This window comes from Neobacillus sp. (assembly GCF_031988165.1).
In the GTDB taxonomy this organism is placed as follows: Bacteria; Bacillota; Bacilli; order Bacillales; family Cytobacillaceae; genus Neobacillus; species Neobacillus rhizosphaerae.
The window spans coordinates 1-22,015 of the sequence record NZ_DALZYO010000048.1; the positions used below are offsets into that span (position 1 = coordinate 1).

Genomic DNA, 22,015 nt, shown 5'->3' on the forward strand with positions numbered 1-22,015 from the left:
AGCGCCGATGGTAGTTGGGGCAGGCGCCCCTGTGAGAGTAGGACGTTGCCAGGCAAATAAAAGACAACCTGATGAGGGTTGTCTTTTTTGTATTGTATAAAAGGACATTCAAAATTGCCCGCCTTTATATAAACTAAAAACTTCATCCCAATTCCATCTTGCATAATACGCGCTTGCTAAAGAAATATTCTTAATCCATTGTATTTCCCTCCTATTATCTGTTCGGGAAGCGAATATATTGGCGGTCTGTGTATCCGTTCTAACCCAAAAGAGCTGACTTTGGAAAAATTGTGGTGCAAAGTCACCTTCATTTTTTTCGGGATAGCTTACTTGTTTCTCTTTATGGGTAGAGATATTAATTTCATATAGGCTTGGTAATGGTCTTTCATCAAGGTGAGCCTTTTTATTTTCCTTAGCGCGGGAAACGTAGATTGTTCGATCATTTTTCCAAAAAAGCCCCTGGTCGACATACCCTTTTGGTGTATAAAGTTCTTTGTTGAAGGAGGGGACGTTGACCAGCTTTAATTGTTTATTTAGATTTGCTTCTCTGCCAAAACCACTTATATACCCTAGAGAACCTTTTGTGGTGGCCCATTCAAACCATTCCTCATAATTTAGCATTTCATCCAGCCTTTGAAAAGCTTGTCCATCATGAGATAACAAACAAAGAGTATTACTATCGGCAGACGCGGAAGCAGTTGGGTTTAATAAAAAACTAATCCACTTTTTGTCGTGAGACCATTTAAATTGGCTAGTGCTTATATAGATTTCATTTTCTCCGACTTGAACTGTATAAAAATGTTTAAATACAGGCTTTTGCTGATCCGACCTGAGATATATTTTTGATAATATGATATCGGAATTTAGTTGTTTATTTTCCTTAGTGGATGTTAAAAAACCACTGCGATTGGGAAGCCAAGAAAAATTCTCAATATTGTTTGTTATTTGAGTAACGAGGAAATGTTTGGTAGGCTCTGTATTTAAGACAAATAAATCATTGTTAACAAGAAAACCCATTTTATTTTGTCGAGGAGCCCATTGAAAATTATTATTTACATTTGTTTTCACTTTGAATTGTTTATCCATTTTCAAACTGTATAGCCACAGTTCGTTAGTAACGAAACTATTCCCCTCCTGTTTGTTTCCTTTTAGATAAGCAATCCAGTGCCCATCATGTGACCACTTTGGATATCTAACATACTCTCCATGGGTAATTTTGCGCTCCCTGTTTCCCATTTTAATCCACAAGTCATCACTTCTAATAAAAGCAGCTTTTATGTTGTTAGTTTCTGGTGTATCTGCTAAGAAAGGGGAATCAAAAGGGACCATTGCAACGAATAGAATTACGGTAAGAAGTATTATTTTTTTCATTTTACGCTCCTTTTAGTTGAATTGAATGAAGTGAACATATATTATTTTGTTACATATGCATAAGAATCATTTAGGATTCGAAAATAAATATAATCTACTGCAGTTTTAAAACAGTGAAACGAGGGAAGTTATTTTCATGAGTAAAAAGAAAATGCAATTTGAAGTTGCGGATAATGAAAGTATAGAGGACTGCTTGACTAGAATGAAACAGCAAGGTTATGTTCCTGTCCGCCGAACGGAAAAACCGATTTTTCAAGAAATTAAAAAAGGTAACGAAACGATTTATGAACCTGTTGGCCGTCAAATAGTATTTGAAGCGATATTGATTGAGTAAAACACGAACATTATAACTATAATTTTTATTAATGTTCGATTTATTTGTTGACAGCCAGATGAATTGCTTGGTAAGATAAAGCTAACGGATTAAACAATTTACCTTTACCCTCGTATATCCATGGGGATATGGCCCATAAGTTTCTACCCAATAACCGTAAATTATTGGACTATGAGGGAAAGTCAATATGTTCGGCACATTAAGGGGACTTCCTTGGCCTCCCTTACTTTCTGTTGCCATGATTATGCCCGGACAAATGGCTTTCTCTTCATGAGATGCTATTTGTTACGGGCATTTTATTTGGTTTTTTTAAAGGGGGATATGTGATGGAAATTCTTGTTGGAGTCATCATGGGGAGTAAATCGGATTGGGAAACGATGAAACATGCTTGTGAGGTGCTTGATCAGTTCGAAATTGCTTATGAAAAAAAAGTTGTTTCGGCCCATCGTACACCGGATTTAATGTTTACATATGCAAATGAAGCAAGAGAAAGAGGCTTGAAGGTTATTATTGCCGGAGCGGGCGGAGCAGCCCATCTTCCCGGGATGGTCGCAGCCAAAACAACCTTGCCAGTAATCGGTGTTCCGATTCAATCGCAAGCTTTAAATGGGCTCGACTCCTTACTCTCGATTGTACAAATGCCGGGCGGTGTTCCGGTGGCGACGGTTGCAATTGGAAAAGCTGGTGCAGTGAATGCAGGTTTGCTGGCTGCACAAATTTTAGCAACGGAAGATTTAGAGCTCGCTAATAAATTAGAAGCTAGAAGAGAAGCTACCCAACTTGAAGTGCTAGAAAGTAGTGATCAGCTTGCATAACAAAACGATCTTACCGGGAGCAACAATTGGGATTATCGGTGGAGGCCAGCTCGGCAGAATGATGGCTCTTGCTGCTAAGGCTCAAGGCTTTCGAATTGCTGTTTTAGAACCTGCTTCAGACTCCCCGTGCGGACAAGTGGCAGATATTGAAGTGATTGGCGCATACGATGACCGTAAAGCCATCAGCAAATTGGCTCAGATTAGTGATGTGGTAACATATGAATTTGAAAACATTGATGCCGATACGTTAAGCTGGCTATGTGCCAGGGCCTATGTCCCACAAGGTCCAGAGCTGCTAACCATCACACAGGATCGAATAAAGGAAAAGCTCGCCATTCAAGAAGCGGGTGCAGAGGTTGCCCCATACGAAATCATCAGCAAAATAGAAGATTTATTTTTAAAAATAAAGACGGTTGGCTATCCAGCTGTCCTGAAAACGTCACGAGGCGGCTATGATGGGAAAGGCCAGTTGGTGATGAAAGACCAGCATGACTTATTAAAGGGAGAAGTACTACTTCAACATGGTGCTTGTGTGTTAGAAAAATGGATTCCCTTTGAAAAAGAACTATCTGTCATCGTAACGAGAAAACTTAATGGAGAAACAGCAATTTTCCCTGTAGCCGAAAATGTTCATAAAGAGAATATTTTACATCAAACGATTGTTCCGGCTCGAATTTCACAGACTATAAAGGAAAATGCCATTCAAGTAGCAAAGCAGCTTGCCGATTCATTTGGATTAGTCGGAACGCTTGCTGTTGAGATGTTTGTAACTTGTGATGGCACACTATATGTTAATGAATTAGCACCACGACCACATAACTCTGGGCATTTTTCAATCGAAGCCTGTGCAACGTCACAGTTTGAACAGCATATTCGTGCTATCTGTAATTGGCCCTTAGGAAGCACGGAGCTATTAAAACCGGCTGTTATGGTCAACCTATTAGGAGAGCATCTTGAAAACCTATATGAGGTCATTCCGACGATGAAAGACTGGAAGATTCATTTATATGGAAAAAAAGAGGCGAAGATAAAACGAAAAATGGGACATGTGACTATTCTAAGTGATAATGTGGAAGAGGCCCTTCATGAGATTGAAGGGAGCAGCATCTGGAAGACAGTGAAGGAAAAGATCGGAGGATAAAACATGATTGATCGTTATACAAGACCTGAAATGGGAGCTATCTGGACGGAGGAGAATCGCTTTAATGCTTGGCTTGAGGTAGAAATTCTTGCCTGCGAGGCATGGGCTGAGTTGGGTGACATACCTAAAGAGGATGTGAAAAAGCTTCGCGAAAATGCCTCTTTTAATATTGAGAGAATTAAAGAAATTGAAGCGGAAACGAGACATGATGTCGTGGCCTTTACCCGAGCGGTCTCGGAAACTTTAGGTGAAGAACGGAAATGGGTCCATTACGGCTTAACCTCAACGGATGTAGTCGACACAGCCTTGTCCTATGTGCTAAAGCAGGCTAATGCGATTTTACAAAAGGACATCGAAAACTTTATTGAGATTTTGAAAAATAAGGCGGCAGAGCATAAATACACCGTTATGATGGGTCGGACGCACGGTGTTCATGCCGAGCCGACAACTTTCGGGTTAAAGCTTGCCTTATGGTATGAGGAAATGAAGCGAAATCTTGAACGATTTAAACAGGCGGCACAAGGAGTGGAGTTTGGAAAAATATCTGGTGCTGTTGGTACCTATGCTAATATTGACCCGTTTGTGGAACAGTATGTTTGTGAAAAATTGGACCTTGGCCGGGCGCCAATCTCGACGCAAACGTTGCAGCGTGATCGACATGCTCACTATATGTCAACGATTGCTTTGATTGCGACTTCGATTGAAAAATTTGCGGTGGAAGTCCGCGGTCTGCAAAAAAGTGAAACGCGTGAGGTAGAAGAGTTTTTTGCAAAAGGACAAAAAGGCTCATCAGCGATGCCGCATAAACGGAATCCAATTGGATCGGAAAATATGACGGGGATAGCCCGTGTCCTTCGCGGTTACATGCTGACTGCTTATGAAAATGTTCCACTCTGGCATGAACGCGATATTTCACATTCCTCGGCTGAGCGAATCATCTTGCCTGATGCGACGATTGGTTTGAATTACATGCTAAATCGCTTCGGCAATATTGTGAAAAACTTGACTGTTTATCCGGAAAATATGAAACGCAACATGGAACGGACACTTGGCTTAATTTACTCGCAGCGGGTGCTGTTGGCTTTGATTGATAAGGGATTATCCCGAGAAGAAGCATATGACACGGTACAGCCAAAGGCTATGGAGGCATGGGAGAAACAAGTTCCGTTCCGAGGCTTGATTGAAGCAGAGGGAAAAATTACCTCATTGCTTTCACCGGTGGAAATTGCGGATTGTTTTGATTACAACTATCATCTCCAACATGTTGATACGATTTTTGACCGATTAGGGTTGAATGGATAATGTCCTAAGCGACCGAAGCCTTGGAAAAAGAGTGTTTACGGTCAAGCAGAGGGATTGTAGTTGACCGAAAGTTTGGATCAAGAGGATTTAAGGTAAATGAAAGCGTGTTACTGACGACTGTAAAGACGAAAAAAGAAATGGGGCAACAACAGAAGGTGTTTTGCCCCTTCATCTAGTTTGAAGATTCCCAATATTGCGAAATAAGGAGTGTCCACAATGAAGGAACTACTTTATGAAGGAAAAGCAAAACGCATTTACAAGACGGATGATGAGCATGTTGTATTAGTAGAGTACAAGGATTCAGCCACTGCATTTAACGGACAAAAAAAGGAAATTATTTCTGGGAAAGGCCGTTTGAATAACGAGATTACTAGTTTGTTATTTTTAAAGCTTAAAGAAGAGGGAATTGAGTCACACTTTATCAAAAGAATTTCCGAAACGGAGCAGCTGGTGAAGAAAGTAACCATCATTCCGCTAGAAGTAGTCGTTCGTAACGTGGCTGCTGGCAGCTTTTCAAAAAGATTGGGAATCGAAGAAGGGGCACCGCTATCAGCGCCAATAGTTGAGTTTTATTTGAAAGATGATGCACTGGGTGACCCGCTGGTAACAGTGGATCATATCCTTGAACTAAAAGCGGCGACAGCCGAAGAGATTACAATTTTACGAGAAAAAGCGCTGGAAGTAGATGCGGTTTTATCGAGCTTTTTTTCAGAACTAGGCATAAACTTAATCGATTTTAAACTTGAGTTTGGGAAAGACCCACAGGGACAAATTTTATTAGCTGATGAAATTTCTCCTGATACATGCCGCTTATGGGATCAAAAAACAAATGAAAAGCTGGATAAAGATGTATTCCGCCGTGATTTAGGAAGTTTAACAGATGCATATAAAACGATTTTAACAAGACTTGGAGGTCATCAGCATGTTTAAAGTCAAAGTATACGTTACATTGAGAGAGAGTGTATTAGATCCGCAAGGCAAGGCTGTAACCCAATCATTAAATTCGTTAAATTATCAAGAAGTTACCGATGTCCGCATCGGTAAATATATGGAACTCACGATTGAAAAATCAGATCGTGACCTTGATGAAGTCGTAAACGAGATTTGTACGAAACTGTTAGCCAATCCAGTTATTGAAGATTACCGCTATGAGGTAGAGGAGTGTGTCGCCCAGTGAAATTTGCGGTTATTGTTTTTCCGGGCTCGAACTGTGATGTCGATATGTTTCATGCGATTCAAGATGAACTTGGCGAGGGAGTCGAATATGTCTGGCACGATACTGAAAGCTTAGCTGAATATGACGGGATTCTCCTGCCAGGCGGTTTTTCTTACGGCGATTACCTACGTACGGGAGCGATTGCCCGTTTTAGCAACGTAATGAAAGAAGTTGTAAAAGCCGCCGAAGCTGGCAAGCCAATTCTTGGGGTATGCAATGGATTCCAAATCCTACTTGAAGCAGGCTTACTGCCAGGTGCAATGAGAAGGAATGAAAGTCTATCATTTATTTGCAAACCAGTTGAACTAAAAGTAGAAACCAACAGAACGATCTTTACTGCTGAATACGAACAAGGGCAAACCATTACCATCCCTGTTGCTCATGGTGAAGGAAATTACTATTGCGACGAAGAAACGCTCGCACAGTTAAAAGCCAATAACCAAATCGTGTTTACCTATCAGCAAAATCCGAACGGAAGTCTTGCTGATATCGCGGGTATCACGAATGAAAAAGGAAATGTACTTGGAATGATGCCGCACCCGGAAAGAGCGGTAGATGAATTGCTCGGCGGTGCCGACGGATTAAAATTGTTTCAATCGATTGTGAAGACTTGGAGGGAAGCAAATGTTGTTAACGCTTGAACCAAATCCTAATCAGATAAAAACAGAAAAGTTATATCAGCAAATGGGTTTGTCCGATGAAGAATTTGCAATGATTGAAGATATTATTGGCCGGACACCGAACTATACCGAAACAGGTCTATTTTCAGTAATGTGGTCCGAACATTGCAGCTATAAAAACTCCAAACCAGTTCTAAAAAAGTTCCCAATCACAGGTGAAAGAGTCCTCCAAGGTCCTGGCGAAGGTGCTGGGATTGTCGACATCGGCGACGGCCAGGCGGTTGTGTTTAAAATTGAAAGCCATAACCATCCATCCGCTATTGAACCATACCAAGGCGCGGCAACAGGCGTCGGCGGAATCATCCGTGATGTATTTTCGATGGGCGCACGTCCAATTGCCATGCTAAACTCGCTTCGCTTTGGCGAACTGGATTCAGCCAGAGTGCGCTATTTATTTAAAGAAGTAGTCGCAGGTATTGCCGGCTACGGCAACTGCATCGGGATTCCGACAGTCGGTGGTGAGGTGCAGTTTGACCCATCCTATGATGGAAACCCTCTCGTCAATGCTATGTGTGTCGGTCTGATAAATCATGAAGATATTAAAAAAGGTCAGGCCCATGGTCTGGGCAATACCGTGATGTATGTCGGTGCAAAGACTGGACGCGATGGGATTCACGGTGCGACGTTTGCTTCAGAGGAATTAACGGAGCAGTCTGATGAAAAACGTCCTGCGGTGCAGGTCGGCGATCCATTTATGGAGAAGCTGTTGTTAGAAGCATGCTTGGAGCTCATCCATTCGGATGCCCTTGTTGGGATTCAGGATATGGGTGCCGCTGGACTCGCCAGCTCTTCTTCAGAAATGGCCAGCAAAGCCGGGATGGGCATCGAGATGAATTTAGATCTTGTTCCGCAACGCGAAACCGGAATGACTGCTTATGAAATGATGCTGTCTGAATCACAGGAACGGATGCTCATTGTCGTGAAAAAAGGCAGAGAACAAGAGATCAATGATCTTTTTTCAAAATATGATTTAGAAGCTGTTGCAATTGGAATGGTAACGGACGATAAACAATTTCGCCTGATCCATAAAGGAGAAGTCGTTGCTGACCTGCCAGTTGATGCATTGGCTGAGGATGCACCGGTTTATCACAAACCATCCAAAGAACCGGCCTACTTTGCTGAATTCCAAGCGATAGAAAATGAAGTTCCGCAGGTCAATGACCTTAAAGATACATTATTAAAATTGTTAAGCCAGCCTACCATTGCCAGCAAGGAATGGGTTTACGAGCAATATGATTACATGGTACGCACCAACACAGTTGTATCACCAGGTTCAGATGCTGCTGTAACCCGTATTAGAGGGACACGTAAAGCACTAGCAATGACCACGGATTGTAATTCCCGCTATGTGTACTTGGATCCAGAAACCGGTGGAAAAATTGCTGTCGCAGAAGCTGCCCGAAACATTGTATGTTCTGGTGCAGAACCATTAGCAATTACCGATAACTTGAATTTTGGGAATCCTGAAAAGCCAGAAGTATTCTGGCAAATTGAAAAAGCAGCCGATGGAATCAGTGAAGCCTGCCGTGTCCTTGAAACACCTGTTATCGGCGGAAACGTATCCTTGTATAACGAAACAAGCGGTACAGCGATTTACCCGACACCTGTTATTGGAATGGTTGGTCTTGTAACCGACCTTGACCATATTACAACTCAGCATTTTAAAACAAGTGGCGACCTTATTTATTTAGTCGGGGAAACGAAGCCGGAATTTGGCGGCAGTGAGCTGCAAAAGCTGTTAAACGGAAAAATTTTCGGAAAAGCACCTGAGTTAAATATAGAAATGGAAAAAGAAAGACAAGGTCAGGTTCTAGCTGCGATTCGTGCTGGATTGGTTCAATCTGCACACGACTTGTCAGAAGGCGGTTTAGCTGTTGCCCTTTCAGAATGTCTTTTTGCAGGTGAAGGGCTTGGGGCTGATGTGAATATAGCAGGAGATTCAATTTCTGCATTATTCAGTGAAACACAATCACGTTTTCTTTTAACAGTGAAAAAAGAACATCAAGTAGAGTTTGAAAGTTTAGTAGATGCAGTCCTTATCGGTAAGGTGAATGAATCGGCTGCACTGCGAGTTCTGAATGGAACTGTTCCTGTTCTTGAGTCTTTAGTTGATGAATTAAAAGCTGCCTGGAAAGGGGCGATCCCATGCTTGCTGAAATCAAGGGATTAAACGAAGAATGCGGCATCTTTGGCGTCTGGGGACATCAGGATGCAGCGCAATTAACCTATTACGGACTTCATAGCCTCCAGCATCGCGGTCAAGAAGGAACTGGTATCGTGGTTTCCGATGGGAAAATACTTAAAGGGGTTAAAGGTGAAGGGCTAGTGACAGAGATTTTTACGACAGAAGCGATGTCACAATTAACCGGCTCTGCCGCCATCGGCCATGTCCGATATGCGACAGCAGGGGGAGGCGGCTATGAGAACGTGCAGCCGTTATTGTTTCATTCGCAAAGCGGCAGTCTTGCCCTTGCCCATAATGGCAACCTCGTGAATGTCAATTCTTTAAAACATCAGCTTGAAACGCAGGGGAGCATTTTTCAAACCAGCTCTGATACAGAAGTATTAGCCCATTTAATTAGAAGAAGCGGTTTTCCATATATGAACGACAAGGTTAAAAATGCCCTTTCGATGTTAAAAGGGGCGTATGCCTATTTGATTATGACGGAAACAGAGCTAATGGTGGCGCTTGATCCGCATGGTCTAAGGCCGCTTTCGCTTGGGTGTATTGGCGATGCCTATGTGGTCGCATCGGAAACTTGTGCGTTTGATGTTGTCGGAGCCGAATATATCCGCGATATTATGCCAGGGGAACTGTTAATTATTAACGAAAATGGACTCACTTCCGAGCGATTTGCAATGAGTACGACAAAAGCGATCTGCATGATGGAGTATGTTTATTTTTCAAGACCAGATAGTAATATTCAAGGTGTCAATGTTCATACTGCCCGTAAAAAATTAGGAAAAAGGCTGGCAATTGAGGCGCCGATTGATGCGGATGTTGTGACAGGGGTGCCAGATTCCAGTATTTCAGCGGCGATCGGCTATGCAGAAGCGACGGGGATTCCGTATGAAATGGGGTTAATCAAAAACAAATATGTCGGCAGAACCTTCATCCAGCCCTCCCAGTCACTCAGGGAGCAGGGAGTAAAAATGAAGCTGTCTCCTGTTCGCGGTGTTGTGGAAGGGAAACGGGTTATTATGGTCGACGACTCAATCGTCCGCGGTACGACAAGCAGAAGAATTGTTAACATGCTGAAAGATGCCGGAGCGACAGAGGTACACGTGGTGATTAGTTCTCCTCCGATTAAAAATCCATGTTTCTATGGAATTGATACGTCATCAAAAGAAGAATTGATTGCTTCTGATAAGTCGGTCGAGGAAATTCGCCAACTGATTGGAGCAGACTCTTTAACATTTTTAAGTGTGGATGGCATGGTAAAGGCACTTGACCCTGAAGGCATAAATGGTTTTTGCCTCGGCTGCTTTAACGGAAATTATCCAACAGAAATCTATCCTGATACACTTCAGTATTATTATCAAAAGGGGTGACGGTCATGGCAAATGCATATAAACAAGCGGGTGTAAATATCGAAGCAGGCTATGAAGCGGTAACAAGAATGAAAAAGCATGTCCAAAGAACAGCCAGGGCTGGAGTTATTGGGAGCCTCGGCGGCTTTGGCGGCATGTTTGATCTATCTCAGCTTCAGTTAAAAGAGCCGGTTCTGGTGTCAGGCACCGATGGCGTTGGCACAAAGCTGATGATTGCCTTTATGATGGACCGTCACGATACGATTGGCATCGATGCAGTGGCGATGTGTGTCAATGATATTGTCGTCCAAGGGGCCGAGCCACTTTACTTTTTAGATTATATTGCTTGCGGCAAAGCGATTCCTGAACAAATTGAGGCGATTGTGAGTGGGATTGCCGACGGATGTGAGCAGGCAGGCTGTGCGTTAATCGGCGGGGAAACAGCGGAAATGCCGGGACTTTATCGGGAGGATGAATATGATCTTGCCGGTTTTGCGGTGGGGGCATGTGAAAAGCAGCAATTGATAACCGGTGAAACGATTAAGCCGGGAGATGTGCTGATTGGCTTAGCATCAAGCGGAATCCACAGCAACGGCTACTCGCTTGTCAGAAAGGTGTTTAACAACTGGTCATTAATTGAGTTTGTCGATATCCTCGGTTGTACATTAGGTGAAGAACTGCTTAAACCGACGAAAATCTATGTAAAACCAATTTTGTCCGCTTTGAAGAAATTCCCAATTAAAGGGATGGCCCATATTACCGGCGGCGGTTTTATTGAAAATATTCCACGGATGCTGCCTGCGGGACTCGGAGCGGAACTAAATGAAAAGCGCTGGCATATTCCGTCCGTGTTTAAGCTGATTTCCGAGGTTGGACAAATCGATTATCAAGAGATGTATAATATTTTTAATATGGGAATTGGCATGGTGATTGCCGTTGACAAGGATGATGCGGCTGATTTGCTGGAACATTTCCGTCAAGAAGGCGAAACTGCTTATGAAATGGGCGTTGTGACGGATCAAGAAGGTTTGAACATCAAAGGCTTTGGTGGGCGCCGATGAAAAATATAGCTGTGTTTGCGTCAGGAAGTGGAAGCAATTTTCAGGCCATCATCGATGCGGTTCAAATGGGAGAGCTGGCGGCGAACCTTTCATTGCTAGTTTGCGACAAACCCGGTGCCTACGCCATTGAAAGAGCCAACACTGCCAGAATTCCTTCTTTTGTTTTTAGTGCACAAGATTATCCTAGTAAGGCAGATTATGAAAAAGAAATATGTTTGCTGTTAAAGAACAGTCATGTTGACTTAATCGTCCTTGCCGGGTATATGCGGCTGATTGGCCCAACGCTGCTAAGAGAATATGAGGGGAGAATCGTGAACATTCATCCCTCGTTACTTCCCGCCTTTCCAGGCAAAGATGCCATCGGTCAGGTCTTGGCCGCAAAAGCGAACTGGAGCGGTGTGACCATCCATTTTGTTGATGAGGGAATGGACACTGGGCCGATTATCGTTCAAGAGCGGGTCCGTGTTGAGGAAAATGAGTCTCGAGAAAGCTTGCAAAAGAAGATACAGGCGAAAGAACACAAGTTATACCCTTCCATACTACAAATGCTGTTGACAAAAGGAGAGGTTGAACGAGATGAAAAAACGCGCCTTAATTAGTGTTTCGGATAAAAATGGGGTTAGCGAGTTTGCCAAGGAGCTAGTCAGCCTCGGCTTTGAAATTATCTCTACCGGTGGGACGAAGAAAATATTACAGGACAACGGGATCCCTGTTCTTGGTGTTAGCGATGTCACCAGCTTTCCGGAAATTTTAGAGGGACGGGTAAAAACGTTAAATCCGTTTATTCATGGAGGCCTACTAGCTAAGCAAGATGATGAAGATCATCAAAAGCAGCTCGAGGAACATGGAATTGAACCGATCCAGCTTGTTTGTGTCAATCTCTATCCATTCCAACAAACGATTGAAAAGCCGGAGGTAACAGCTGCCGAAGCGATTGAAAATATTGATATTGGCGGTCCGGCGATGCTGCGCGCGTCAGCGAAGAATCATCAATATGTAACCGTTGTTGTTGACCCTACAGACTATGAAAAGGTGCTTGCGGAATTAAAGTCCGGCGGTCAAACGGAGCTCGAAACTCGAATAAAGCTTGCGGCTAAGGTATTCCGCCATACAGCGGCATATGATGCGTTAATCGCCGATTACATGACAAGCCTTGCCCAAGAAGAAACTCCGGAAAAATGGACGGTTACCTATGAATTAAAGCAGTCGCTTAGGTACGGAGAAAACCCGCATCAACAGGCCGCTTTTTATAAAAAACCACTAGGTTCATCGTTCTCGATTGCTTCGGCTGAGCAGCTCCACGGAAAAGAGCTTTCTTATAATAATATCAATGATGCCGACGCCGCCCTGCAAATTGTCAAAGAGTTTTCGGAGCCGGCGGCAGTAGCCGTAAAGCATATGAATCCATGCGGTGTTGGCACTGGGAAAACAGGATTTGAGGCGTTTGAAAAAGCGTTTGCTGCCGATTCTGTTTCAATTTTTGGTGGGATTATTGCTTTTAACCGTGAAGTTGATGAGCAAACGGCGGGAATGCTTCAAGAAATTTTTCTCGAAATCATTATTGCCCCTTCCTTTTCTAAAAAGGCGTTTGCCATATTATCGGCAAAAAAGAATTTACGGCTATTAACGATTCCGTTTGACCAAGCACCAAAAGCGGAGTTAAAGCTTACGACGATTGAAGGCGGATTGCTTGTACAGGAGCAGGATCGCTTTACGTTAGCAGAAGCCAACATTACGATTCCGACAAAAAGACAGCCAACGGATGACGAATGGGAAGCGTTAAAGCTTGGCTGGAAGATTGTAAAGCATGTGAAGTCGAATGCCATCGTTGTCACGCGTGAAGACATGACGATTGGGATTGGTGCTGGACAGATGAACCGAGTTGGAGCAGCGGAAATTGCTTTAAAGCAGGCAGGTGAAAAAGCAGAAGGTGCGGCACTCGCTTCTGATGCGTTTTTTCCAATGGACGATACCGTCGAAGCGGCCGCTAAGGCGGGAATTACCGCGATTATTCAGCCGGGGGGCTCGATTCGTGACGAGGATTCCATTAAAAAAGCAGATGAATATGGAATCGCAATGGTGTTTACGGGCGTTAGACATTTTAAACATTAAATCGAGGTGAGATGGGTGAAGGTACTAATTATTGGCCGCGGCGGTAGAGAACATGCCATTTGCCAAAAGGTAAGCGAGAGCACGCTCGTTGAAAAAGTATTTGTCGCACCCGGTAATGATGGCATGACCGATGTTGCGGACCTGGTCCCAATCGAGGAGTCACAGCACGAACAACTCATGCAATTTGCCAAAGACCAAGAAGTGGGCTTAACGATTATCGGACCTGAAGTCCCTCTCCTGGAAGGCCTTGCCGATAAATTCGAAGCGGCAGGTTTGAAGGTATTCGGACCACGGCAAGCAGCGGCAGAGATTGAAGGAAGCAAGTCTTTTGCCAAAGAATTAATGGAAAAATATCAAATTCCAACTGCTGATTATGGCGTTTTTACTTCGTATGAAGCAGCCCGTCAATATGTCGAAGAAAAAGGCGCCCCAATCGTTATTAAGGCAGATGGTTTAGCTGCCGGAAAAGGTGTTACGGTCGCATTCACAAAAGAGGAAGCATTGTTAGCCTTGGAGGACATGCTAGTAGGTGAAAAGTTTGGAGCTGCTTCTTCCCGTGTCGTCATTGAAGAGTTTTTAAGTGGTGAGGAATTTTCACTAATGGCATTTGTTAATGGAGAAGTGGTCGTGCCGCTGGAAATTGCACAGGATCATAAGCGGGCATTTGATGGTGACAAAGGTCCGAATACTGGCGGGATGGGGGCTTACTCACCGGTTCCTCAAATTGGTGCGGATACGGTACAGACCGCCATCGAAGCCGTCCTTATTCCTGCTGCGAAAGCAATGGTGCAAGAAAACCGCAGCTTCTGCGGGATATTATATGCAGGGCTCATAAAAACAGCCGATGGCCCAAAAGTCATCGAGTTTAATGCCCGCTTTGGCGATCCGGAAACACAGGTAGTTTTACCTAGGTTACGATCAGATTTGGTTCAAGTGATTTTAGAGCTGTTGGCTGGAAAACCATCAGAATTAATCTGGGATGATCAGATGATGGTCGGTGTTGTAGTAGCAGCAAAAGGGTATCCGGAGAAGTATGAAAAAGGTGCTTTGTTAACAGGATTAGCTGATTTTACTGATGAAGTAATTACTTTTCATGCAGGATCGGTTAAAAATGAAGCTGGTGAATTTGTTACGGCCGGGGGCAGAGTGCTTCTTGTTGGTGCAAAGGCTGAAACATTGGTTGAGGCACAAGAAAAAGTCTATCTCGACTTAGGGAAAATAACGTGCGATGATGTTTTTTATCGAAAAGACATTGGTTCGAGAGCAATACAATCTGTTAAAGGGTGAAGGGTACAACGAAAAAAAGTATCTAAAAAGTGCTCTTTAGTTCTATAACCAGTCTTGTCCTCATGAGCCAATCATGAGGACAATTAGTGTGGTAATATCAGTGGTCTTGTCCCCATGAGCCAATCATGAGGACAATTAGTGTGCTTTTATCACTAGTCTTGTCCTCATATGCACTTCATGTGGACAGTATTTCAAATTTTCTCCCCTAGATTGTCTTCATGAAACCTAATTGGTGACTGGTTCACCATTATGAAGGATTATAAGGTACAGCCGAATCTTCATTTAGGTTCGTCAATCCTTCCATCCCATCCATGGAATCGGAATCGGCTGATTTTTCCGGCATGATTTCCTGACATTTATCATATAATGCCGTTACGGGACAGTAGCGGACGATTCCTTCCGCCACTTTCATCGCTCCACACAAGGCAGCAATTAAATAGGAATCCCGCCAAGGGTGTTTAACAAGCTTCGAGGTACTCCAGGCAAGAATGGTTAACCCAAATGTGATGCGGATTAAAGCGTTTAATAAGCCAATATTTGGTTTGATTGTCATTTTGCTCACTCCTTCACAATATGTTTACAATATTTATCAATTCTTTACTGCGTTAAATGATAAAATATGATAGTATAATAACTAAAGAAATTTTGTAAGGGCTTTCTTTGTTGTTAAATCAGGATTTTATTATATAGATAGTAATATTGAAGGGGAGGGATATCGTATGCTAGAACAACGTTACCGTTGGAAAAATAAACACTTACGCATGCATGTATCCGTTTTGGATGGGAAAACGTCTCCCACCCTATTATTGAAAAACGCTTTGTATTTAAATCAGACCTTTCGCCAGTGGATGAGGGCTAATATTTGGATTTATGAAGATCGGATTGTTTATGTCGGCGAAAATTTGCCCTCACATATCGAAAACTGTGAAGTTATTGACTGCACGAATGAAACTCTTGTTCCTGGATATATTGAACCGCATGCCCATCCGTTTCAATTATATAATCCCCAAACACTTGCAGCCTATGCATCCCAGTTTGGGACAACAACGTTAATTAACGACAATATGGCGTTGGTGTTAAATTTGAAAAAAAGGGAAGCCTTTTCCTTATTAAAGGACCTTCGTTCGATTCCGACGACGATGTTTTGGTGGTGCCGGTTTGATTCACAAACAGAAATATTGAATGAAGTAGAAATTTTTTCGCACAGTAATGTTAAATCATGGCTGGAGCATGATGCGGTCCTGCAGGGCGGAGAGCTAACAGGCTGGCCGAGACTGCTTAATGGCGACGATATGATGCTTCATTGGATTCAGGAAGCAAAGCGGATGCGCAAGCAAATTGAGGGGCATTTTCCTGGGGCATCTGAAAAAACCTTAGCGAAAATGATGCTCCTTGGTGCCGATTGTGACCATGAAGCGATGACCGGTGAAGAGGTTTATAACCGTTTAATGCAAGGATATATGGTGTCATTACGCTATTCATCGATTCGCCCTGATTTACCAGAACTTTTGGATGATATGAAGCGATTAGGCATCGAGGCATATGATAGATTACTATTTAATACGGACGGGTCTTCAGCGACTTTTTATGAGCAGGGAATGAACGACCAGATGATTCGCATTGCCATTGAAAAAGGGGTTCCGATTATTGATGCCTATAATATGGCCACTGTTAATATAGCCAGGTACTACAATATCGACCATTTACATGGTCAAATTGCGACTGGCCGCGTAGCCAATATCAACTTCTTATCCAGTATTGAAAATCCTACACCTATTTCAGTCCTAGCCAAAGGGAAATGGGTAAAACGGGATGGGGTAAAGGTGGAAGAAACTTATCCCCCATTGAACTGGCAAGAATATGGCTTGAAGCCGATGGAGCTGGATTGGGAATTAACTATGGATGATTTACAATTCTCGATGCCTTTTGGAATCAAAATGGAAAACTCAGTCATCACGAAACCCTACTCCATTGCCATTGATGTTTCAGGGGATGAATTACCACATGATCATGATGAATGTTATTTTACATTAATTGATCGTAATGGGAAATGGAGGATTAATACGCTGTTAAAAGGCTTTGCTTCAAGATTGTCAGCGTTAGCTAGCTCTTTTTCTAATACAGGTGATATTATTCTAATCGGAAAAAACAAACAAGATATCCTCCACGCTTTTAATAGAATGAAAGAACTGGGTGGCGGGATTGTTATGGTTGAGAATAACGAGATCATATGCGAGCTGCCGCTTCATTTAAGTGGAATAATGTCGGACCTGCCAGTTGAAGAGTTAATAGTTCAAGAAAAAAGCTTGTCTGAAGAGCTGCTAAAACGAGGCTATTCCTTCTCTGATCCTATATATAGTCTGCTGTTCTTTTCTTCAACTCATTTGCCATATATCCGGATAACTCAACAGGGAATGTATGATGTGATGAATAAAACAGTACTCTTTCCGTCAATAATGCGTTAAACTGTAAGTAACTAATGAGTTAAAGTGTGAAAGTACTTTTATAGCTTGGAAGGAAATAGGGGTGTTCATTGGATGAAAAAATGGGCTGTCGCCTTTGCTGCTATCCTGTTACTACTATCTGGGTGTAGTGATAAGGAGACCGTAAAAGAACAAGGGAAGAAAGAAAAAACAGTCAACAAAGCCGAGAAAAAAGAAGATGAGAAACAGGGTACCCCTTATTTTTATCCATTAACAGGTATTGGCTCTGAAACTAAAACAGATGGAAGAGCCGTGGCTGTCATGATTAATAATCATCCAAAAGCAAGGCCGCAATCGGGTTTGAACAAGGCAGATATTGTCTATGAAGTCCTTGCAGAGGGTGATATTACTCGTTTCCTTGCTGTGTTTCAAAGTGAAAAGCCGGAGAATATCGGACCTGTCCGCAGTGCGCGAAATTATTATATCGACTTGGCTAAAGGGCTGAATGCTCTTTATATCGCACACGGCTGGAGTGAGGAAGCAAAGAAAATTCTTACGGCGAATTATATCGACAATATAAATGGAATGGTCTATGACGGCACTCTTTTTAAACGGTCCAGCACTCGGAAAGCACCTCATAACTCCTATATCACATATGAAAAGGTTTTAAAGGGCGCTGAGCAAAAAAAATATTCAATGGAAAAAAGTCCGCCTTCCTTTAAGTTTTTATCAGAAGAGCAAGGTAAAAAAGTGACAGGTGAAGAGGCAAAATCAGTGAAGATTAGCTATTCAAAGGGTGGAATATCTGATTCCAGCTTTGAATATGATGCCGCTCTTGGCAAATATAAACGTTATTCAGGTGGAGAGCAAACGGTCGATTTAGATACAAATGACCCCATCTTACTAAATAATATATTTATTATTGAAGCCAACCATCAAGTAATCGATTCGGTTGGACGCCGCGATATTGATTTTAAGTCTGGCGGAAAAGCTTATTTGCTGCAAATGGGCAAGGTCAACGAAGTAGAATGGGCGAATAAGAATGGCCAGATTGTTCCTATTAAAGATGGTGTAGAAGTGCCATTGGTTCAAGGGAAAACGTGGGTCAATGTTGTACCGGCAAGCCCTGGGCTACAACAAAGTGTTTCGTTTAATCTGAAATAACATTTTATCAATTAGAGGAGTATGGAGTATGCAAATAAATAAATTGCGTGGAAAAGAACTTGATCAATTATTTCAAGCCGTTCTTACATTAAAAGATATGGAAGAATGCTATCGTTTCTTTGACGATTTGTGCACGATTAATGAAATTCAATCGTTAGCACAGCGGCTGGATGTAGCGCGAATGTTGCGGGACGGAAATACGTACCATAAAATAGAAACAGAAACAGGGGCAAGTACGGCAACTATTTCACGTGTGAAACGTTGTTTGAATTTTGGAAATGACACGTATGAAATGGTTCTTCAACGGATTAAAGATGAAAACAGCAAAACTGTTCAGGAATAAGAAAAGCGGAAGCGTCTAGAGGCGCTTCCGTTTTTCTTACAATAAAAGAATATATAACATTGGACTTCGAGAAATGTCCAGCTCCAGGCGCCTTCCGCTTTTCTTACTGGTTATCTTTTCTATAAATTGAATTAGTGTTTTATTTTTTTATCGAATCGTCAAATGATATAATGGTGAAATGGATAGATAAATGGGAGGATTTTTAGATGTATGATTTTCGCGAGTGGCGGCATGTGTTTAAACTTGATCCAAATAAAGAAATATCCGATGAAAAGTTAGAGAAAATATGCGAATCAGGTACGGATGCGGTGATAGTTGGTGGAACTGACGGGGTGACACTCGAAAACGTTCTCGACTTAATGTCAAGAATTCGCAGGTATACCGTTCCATGTGTCCTCGAAGTATCAAGTATTGAGACCGTTACACCTGGATTTGACCTCTACTTTATTCCGACCATCTTAAATAGTAATGATACAAAATGGGTTACAGGATTACACCATCAAGCCGTAAAAGAATTCGGTGAAATTATTGATTGGGAAGAATTTTCCATGGAAGGATACTGTATCTTGAACGAGGATTGCAAGGCGGCAAAACTGACGAACGCCAATGCAAACATTATGCCTGATGAAGTTAAGGCCTATGCGATGATGGCAGAAAAAATGTTCAAGCTCCCAATCTTCTATTTAGAATATAGCGGTACCTACGGGGATCCTACATTAGTAGCTGACGTGAAAAAAGTCCTTGAAAACACGACTCTTTTTTATGGAGGCGGCATTTCTACTGTTGAACAAGCAGCTGAAATGGCCAAGCATGCTAACGTCATTGTCGTCGGAAATGCTATTTATGAAAACTTTGATCAAGCATTAGCAACAGTGAAAAGTGTTAGATAGAATTTGCTATAAAATGAAATGAACGATAAAATAAAAAAATAAGAACAAATGTTTGTAATGGTGGTGAAAGAAGTGCAATTTTTAACCGAAAAGCTATTAAATGGCTTGAACCCAGAGCAGCAAAGTGCTGTTAAAGCTACTGACGGCCCACTTCTATTGATGGCGGGTGCCGGAAGTGGAAAGACGAGAGTGTTAACGCATCGAATTGCTTATTTAATCGTAGAAAAACGAGTTAACCCCTATAACATTCTAGCGATCACGTTTACAAATAAGGCTGCGCGCGAGATGAGGGAAAGAATCGGGAAAATGATGGGTGGAGTTGCCGAAGAAATTTGGATTTCTACCTTTCACTCGATGTGTGTAAGAATCCTACGCAGGGATATCGATCGGATGGGCTTTAACCGCAATTTTACGATTTTGGACACGACCGACCAGTTATCTGTCATTAAAGGAATCCTTAAGGACAAAAATCTGGATCCGAAGAAGTTTGACCCTCGCGCAATTCTAGGGTCTATCAGCTCAGCTAAAAACGAATTGATTGAACCAGAAGAATATGCGAAAACGGCCGGAGGTTACTTTGAACAAACCGTAAGTGACGTTTACGAAGAATATCAAAAAAGGTTACGGAAAAATCAAGCGCTCGATTTTGACGATCTGATTATGATGACGATTCAATTATTTAAGCGCGTACCAGATGTGCTTGAGTATTACCAACGCAAGTTTCAATATATTCATGTCGATGAGTACCAGGATACGAACAGAGCGCAATATATGTTAGTCAAAATGCTCGCAAATCGGTTCCAAAATCTTTGTGTTGTTGGGGATTCTGACCAGTCGATTTACAGGTGGCGCGGAGCCGATATCGCCAATATTCTTTCGTTCGAAAAAGACTACCCGAACGCAACGGTTATTCTCCTCGAGCAAAACTATCGCTCTACCAAAAGAATTCTTTTAGCAGCAAATAAGGTCATCGCCAATAACATGAACCGGAAGGCGAAAAATCTTTGGACAGAAAATGCTGAAGGAAACAAACTGGTTTATTACCGTGCCGATAGTGAGCAAGGTGAAGCACAATTCGTTGCTGGGAAAATTAAAGAATTAACCAGAAACAGCTCCCATAAGCTTGCTGACATTGCTATTCTTTATCGCACAAACGCCCAGTCTCGTGTCATGGAGGAAGTGCTGCTTAAATCGAATATTGAATACAGTATTGTCGGTGGCACAAAGTTCTATGACAGAAAAGAGATCAAAGACATGCTTGCCTATTTGCGCCTGATTTCCAATCCAGATGATGACATTAGCTTGCAGCGTGTCATTAATGTACCAAAGCGTGGAATTGGGTCAACCTCGGTCGATAAAATCGCCGATTTTGCAACTATGCATGATGTATCACTATACCAAGCAATTGACTCCGTTGAACTGATTGGGCTAAGTCCAAAAACTACAAAAGCAGCACGTGAATTTCGTGATTTAATCCGTAATTATACCAATATGCAAGAGTTCCTTTCAGTAACAGAATTAGTCGAAGAAGTTCTTGAAAAGACAGGTTACCGGGAGATGCTGAAAGCGGAAAAGTCGCTCGAAGCGCAGAGCCGTCTAGAAAACCTTGAGGAATTATTATCTGTTACGAAAAACTTCGAAGATTCAAGCGAAGATAAAAGTCTAGTGGCTTTCTTAACTGACTTAGCGCTTGTTGCCGACATTGATTCACTCGATGACGATGGAGAAAAAGCCGATTCAATCACCCTCATGACCTTGCACTCGGCAAAAGGATTGGAATTCCCAGTTGTTTTCTTGATAGGTCTAGAAGAGGGTGTCTTCCCGCATAGCCGCTCTCTGATGGAAGAAGTAGAGATGGAAGAAGAACGCCGCTTAGCTTATGTGGGAATTACCAGAGCAGAGCAATGCTTATTTATCACAAATGCCCAAATGAGAACATTGTTTGGCAGAACCAATATGAACCCGGCATCAAGGTTTATCGCTGAAATACCAGAAGACTTGATTGAAGGTGTTGAACCAGAGAATCGCATGAATACGCCATTTGGTTCAGGTGGGAGATCATTTGGTTCATCAGGAACCTCTTTTGGAGGGTCAAAAAGTTCATTTGCCACTCCGGCAGCACAAAGAAAACCGGTGACACGACCAGTTTCAGCGGCATCTGGCGGGGAGGAAGTCGGCTGGAAGGTTGGCGATAAAGCCGAGCACGGTAAATGGGGAATTGGAACGGTCGTCAGTGTAAAAGGCCAAGGAGAAGGAACCGAGCTTGATATTGCTTTTCCGAGTCCGGTTGGCATCAAACGCCTGCTAGCTAAATTTGCACCAATTAAAAAGGCATAGCTATCGCA

20 protein-coding genes and 1 riboswitch are annotated in these 22,015 nt (G+C 42.5%); of the genes, 18 read left to right on the forward strand and 2 right to left on the reverse strand.

Annotated features, from left to right (window positions below):
• Positions 1-108: 108 nt before the first annotated feature.
• Complete coding sequence (locus RTR43_RS22250; protein WP_312475391.1) at positions 109-1,371, reverse strand: TolB family protein; 1,263 nt, start codon at positions 1,369-1,371, stop codon at positions 109-111.
• Positions 1,372-1,507: 136 nt separating this feature from the next.
• Here RTR43_RS22250 and RTR43_RS22255 point away from each other — a divergent pair, with 136 nt between their 5' ends.
• The 13 genes from RTR43_RS22255 (at position 1,508) to purD (ending at position 14,850) form a co-directional block, all read left to right on the forward strand.
• Positions 1,508-1,705 (forward strand): NETI motif-containing protein, encoded by a 198-nt coding sequence (locus tag RTR43_RS22255; RefSeq protein WP_248737506.1) that lies wholly within the window; start codon positions 1,508-1,510, stop codon positions 1,703-1,705.
• Between the two features lie 90 nt (positions 1,706-1,795).
• Positions 1,796-1,897, forward strand: a riboswitch (purine riboswitch).
• Between the two features lie 134 nt (positions 1,898-2,031).
• Complete coding sequence (purE, locus tag RTR43_RS22260) at positions 2,032-2,520, forward strand: 5-(carboxyamino)imidazole ribonucleotide mutase (protein ID WP_312475396.1); 489 nt, start codon at positions 2,032-2,034, stop codon at positions 2,518-2,520.
• Entirely contained in the window at positions 2,513-3,661 is a 1,149-nt protein-coding gene (gene purK / locus RTR43_RS22265; protein WP_312475398.1) for a 5-(carboxyamino)imidazole ribonucleotide synthase, read from the forward strand. Before purE ends, purK begins: the two co-directional genes overlap by 8 nt.
• A 3-nt stretch (positions 3,662-3,664) precedes the next feature.
• Complete coding sequence (gene purB / locus RTR43_RS22270; protein ID WP_312475400.1) at positions 3,665-4,963, forward strand: adenylosuccinate lyase; 1,299 nt, start codon at positions 3,665-3,667, stop codon at positions 4,961-4,963.
• A 216-nt stretch (positions 4,964-5,179) separates the two neighbouring features.
• The gene (gene purC, locus RTR43_RS22275) at positions 5,180-5,893 is read left to right on the forward strand and encodes a phosphoribosylaminoimidazolesuccinocarboxamide synthase (protein WP_312475402.1); all 714 of its coding nucleotides are present in this window, start codon (positions 5,180-5,182) and stop codon (positions 5,891-5,893) included.
• Positions 5,886-6,140, forward strand: coding sequence for a phosphoribosylformylglycinamidine synthase subunit PurS (gene purS, locus RTR43_RS22280; protein ID WP_312475404.1), 255 nt, complete (start codon positions 5,886-5,888; stop codon positions 6,138-6,140). Before purC ends, purS begins: the two co-directional genes overlap by 8 nt.
• Positions 6,137-6,820 (forward strand): phosphoribosylformylglycinamidine synthase subunit PurQ, encoded by a 684-nt coding sequence (gene purQ, locus RTR43_RS22285; RefSeq protein WP_312475406.1) that lies wholly within the window; start codon positions 6,137-6,139, stop codon positions 6,818-6,820. The genes purS and purQ overlap by 4 nt, the downstream gene beginning before the upstream one ends.
• Complete coding sequence (gene purL, locus RTR43_RS22290; RefSeq protein WP_312475408.1) at positions 6,804-9,029, forward strand: phosphoribosylformylglycinamidine synthase subunit PurL; 2,226 nt, start codon at positions 6,804-6,806, stop codon at positions 9,027-9,029. The genes purQ and purL overlap by 17 nt, the downstream gene beginning before the upstream one ends.
• On the forward strand, positions 9,005-10,411 hold the full coding sequence (purF, locus tag RTR43_RS22295) for an amidophosphoribosyltransferase (protein ID WP_312475410.1): 1,407 nt from the start codon (positions 9,005-9,007) through the stop codon (positions 10,409-10,411). The genes purL and purF overlap by 25 nt, the downstream gene beginning before the upstream one ends.
• Positions 10,412-10,416: 5 nt before the next feature.
• Entirely contained in the window at positions 10,417-11,451 is a 1,035-nt protein-coding gene (gene purM, locus RTR43_RS22300; protein WP_312475412.1) for a phosphoribosylformylglycinamidine cyclo-ligase, read from the forward strand.
• Positions 11,448-12,050, forward strand: a complete 603-nt coding sequence (gene purN / locus RTR43_RS22305; protein WP_312475414.1) for a phosphoribosylglycinamide formyltransferase — start codon at positions 11,448-11,450, stop codon at positions 12,048-12,050. The genes purM and purN overlap by 4 nt, the downstream gene beginning before the upstream one ends.
• Positions 12,028-13,563, forward strand: coding sequence for a bifunctional phosphoribosylaminoimidazolecarboxamide formyltransferase/IMP cyclohydrolase (purH, locus tag RTR43_RS22310; RefSeq protein WP_312475416.1), 1,536 nt, complete (start codon positions 12,028-12,030; stop codon positions 13,561-13,563). Before purN ends, purH begins: the two co-directional genes overlap by 23 nt.
• A gap of 15 nt (positions 13,564-13,578) precedes the next feature.
• Positions 13,579-14,850 carry a phosphoribosylamine--glycine ligase gene (gene purD, locus RTR43_RS22315; protein ID WP_312475419.1) on the forward strand — a complete coding sequence of 424 codons (1,272 nt, stop codon included), beginning with the start codon at positions 13,579-13,581 and terminating at the stop codon, positions 14,848-14,850.
• Positions 14,851-15,097: 247 nt separating this feature from the next.
• On the opposite strand, the gene RTR43_RS22320 is transcribed toward purD, so the two are convergent.
• On the reverse strand, positions 15,098-15,403 hold the full coding sequence (locus RTR43_RS22320) for a YgaP family membrane protein (protein WP_312475421.1): 306 nt from the start codon (positions 15,401-15,403) through the stop codon (positions 15,098-15,100).
• A gap of 166 nt (positions 15,404-15,569) precedes the next feature.
• Between RTR43_RS22320 and RTR43_RS22325 the strand changes: the two genes are divergently transcribed.
• From RTR43_RS22325 to pcrA, 5 genes are all read left to right on the forward strand, one after another.
• Positions 15,570-17,315, forward strand: a complete 1,746-nt coding sequence (locus tag RTR43_RS22325; RefSeq protein WP_312475423.1) for an adenine deaminase C-terminal domain-containing protein — start codon at positions 15,570-15,572, stop codon at positions 17,313-17,315.
• Between the two features lie 72 nt (positions 17,316-17,387).
• The gene (locus RTR43_RS22330) at positions 17,388-18,437 is read left to right on the forward strand and encodes a DUF3048 domain-containing protein (RefSeq protein WP_312475426.1); all 1,050 of its coding nucleotides are present in this window, start codon (positions 17,388-17,390) and stop codon (positions 18,435-18,437) included.
• 28 nt (positions 18,438-18,465) lie between these two features.
• Positions 18,466-18,780 (forward strand): YerC/YecD family TrpR-related protein, encoded by a 315-nt coding sequence (locus tag RTR43_RS22335; protein WP_312475428.1) that lies wholly within the window; start codon positions 18,466-18,468, stop codon positions 18,778-18,780.
• Between the two features lie 206 nt (positions 18,781-18,986).
• Complete coding sequence (gene pcrB / locus RTR43_RS22340; RefSeq protein WP_312475430.1) at positions 18,987-19,670, forward strand: heptaprenylglyceryl phosphate synthase; 684 nt, start codon at positions 18,987-18,989, stop codon at positions 19,668-19,670.
• A 72-nt stretch (positions 19,671-19,742) separates the two neighbouring features.
• Positions 19,743-22,007 carry a DNA helicase PcrA gene (gene pcrA, locus RTR43_RS22345; protein WP_312475432.1) on the forward strand — a complete coding sequence of 755 codons (2,265 nt, stop codon included), beginning with the start codon at positions 19,743-19,745 and terminating at the stop codon, positions 22,005-22,007.
• Positions 22,008-22,015 lie beyond the last annotated feature (8 nt).

Coding starts and splice junctions, on each gene's coding strand:
- RTR43_RS22250 (WP_312475391.1), bottom strand. CDS start 1,371: ATGAAAAAAATAATACTTCTTACCGTAATTCTATTCGTTGCAATGGTC.
- RTR43_RS22255 (WP_248737506.1), top strand. CDS start 1,508: ATGAGTAAAAAGAAAATGCAATTTGAAGTTGCGGATAATGAAAGTATA.
- purE (WP_312475396.1), top strand. CDS start 2,032: ATGGAAATTCTTGTTGGAGTCATCATGGGGAGTAAATCGGATTGGGAA.
- purB (WP_312475400.1), top strand. CDS start 3,665: ATGATTGATCGTTATACAAGACCTGAAATGGGAGCTATCTGGACGGAG.
- purC (WP_312475402.1), top strand. CDS start 5,180: ATGAAGGAACTACTTTATGAAGGAAAAGCAAAACGCATTTACAAGACG.
- purS (WP_312475404.1), top strand. CDS start 5,886: ATGTTTAAAGTCAAAGTATACGTTACATTGAGAGAGAGTGTATTAGAT.
- purL (WP_312475408.1), top strand. CDS start 6,804: ATGTTGTTAACGCTTGAACCAAATCCTAATCAGATAAAAACAGAAAAG.
- purF (WP_312475410.1), top strand. CDS start 9,005: ATGCTTGCTGAAATCAAGGGATTAAACGAAGAATGCGGCATCTTTGGC.
- purM (WP_312475412.1), top strand. CDS start 10,417: ATGGCAAATGCATATAAACAAGCGGGTGTAAATATCGAAGCAGGCTAT.
- purN (WP_312475414.1), top strand. CDS start 11,448: ATGAAAAATATAGCTGTGTTTGCGTCAGGAAGTGGAAGCAATTTTCAG.
- purH (WP_312475416.1), top strand. CDS start 12,028: ATGAAAAAACGCGCCTTAATTAGTGTTTCGGATAAAAATGGGGTTAGC.
- RTR43_RS22320 (WP_312475421.1), bottom strand. CDS start 15,403: ATGACAATCAAACCAAATATTGGCTTATTAAACGCTTTAATCCGCATC.
- RTR43_RS22325 (WP_312475423.1), top strand. CDS start 15,570: ATGCTAGAACAACGTTACCGTTGGAAAAATAAACACTTACGCATGCAT.
- RTR43_RS22330 (WP_312475426.1), top strand. CDS start 17,388: ATGAAAAAATGGGCTGTCGCCTTTGCTGCTATCCTGTTACTACTATCT.
- RTR43_RS22335 (WP_312475428.1), top strand. CDS start 18,466: ATGCAAATAAATAAATTGCGTGGAAAAGAACTTGATCAATTATTTCAA.
- pcrB (WP_312475430.1), top strand. CDS start 18,987: ATGTATGATTTTCGCGAGTGGCGGCATGTGTTTAAACTTGATCCAAAT.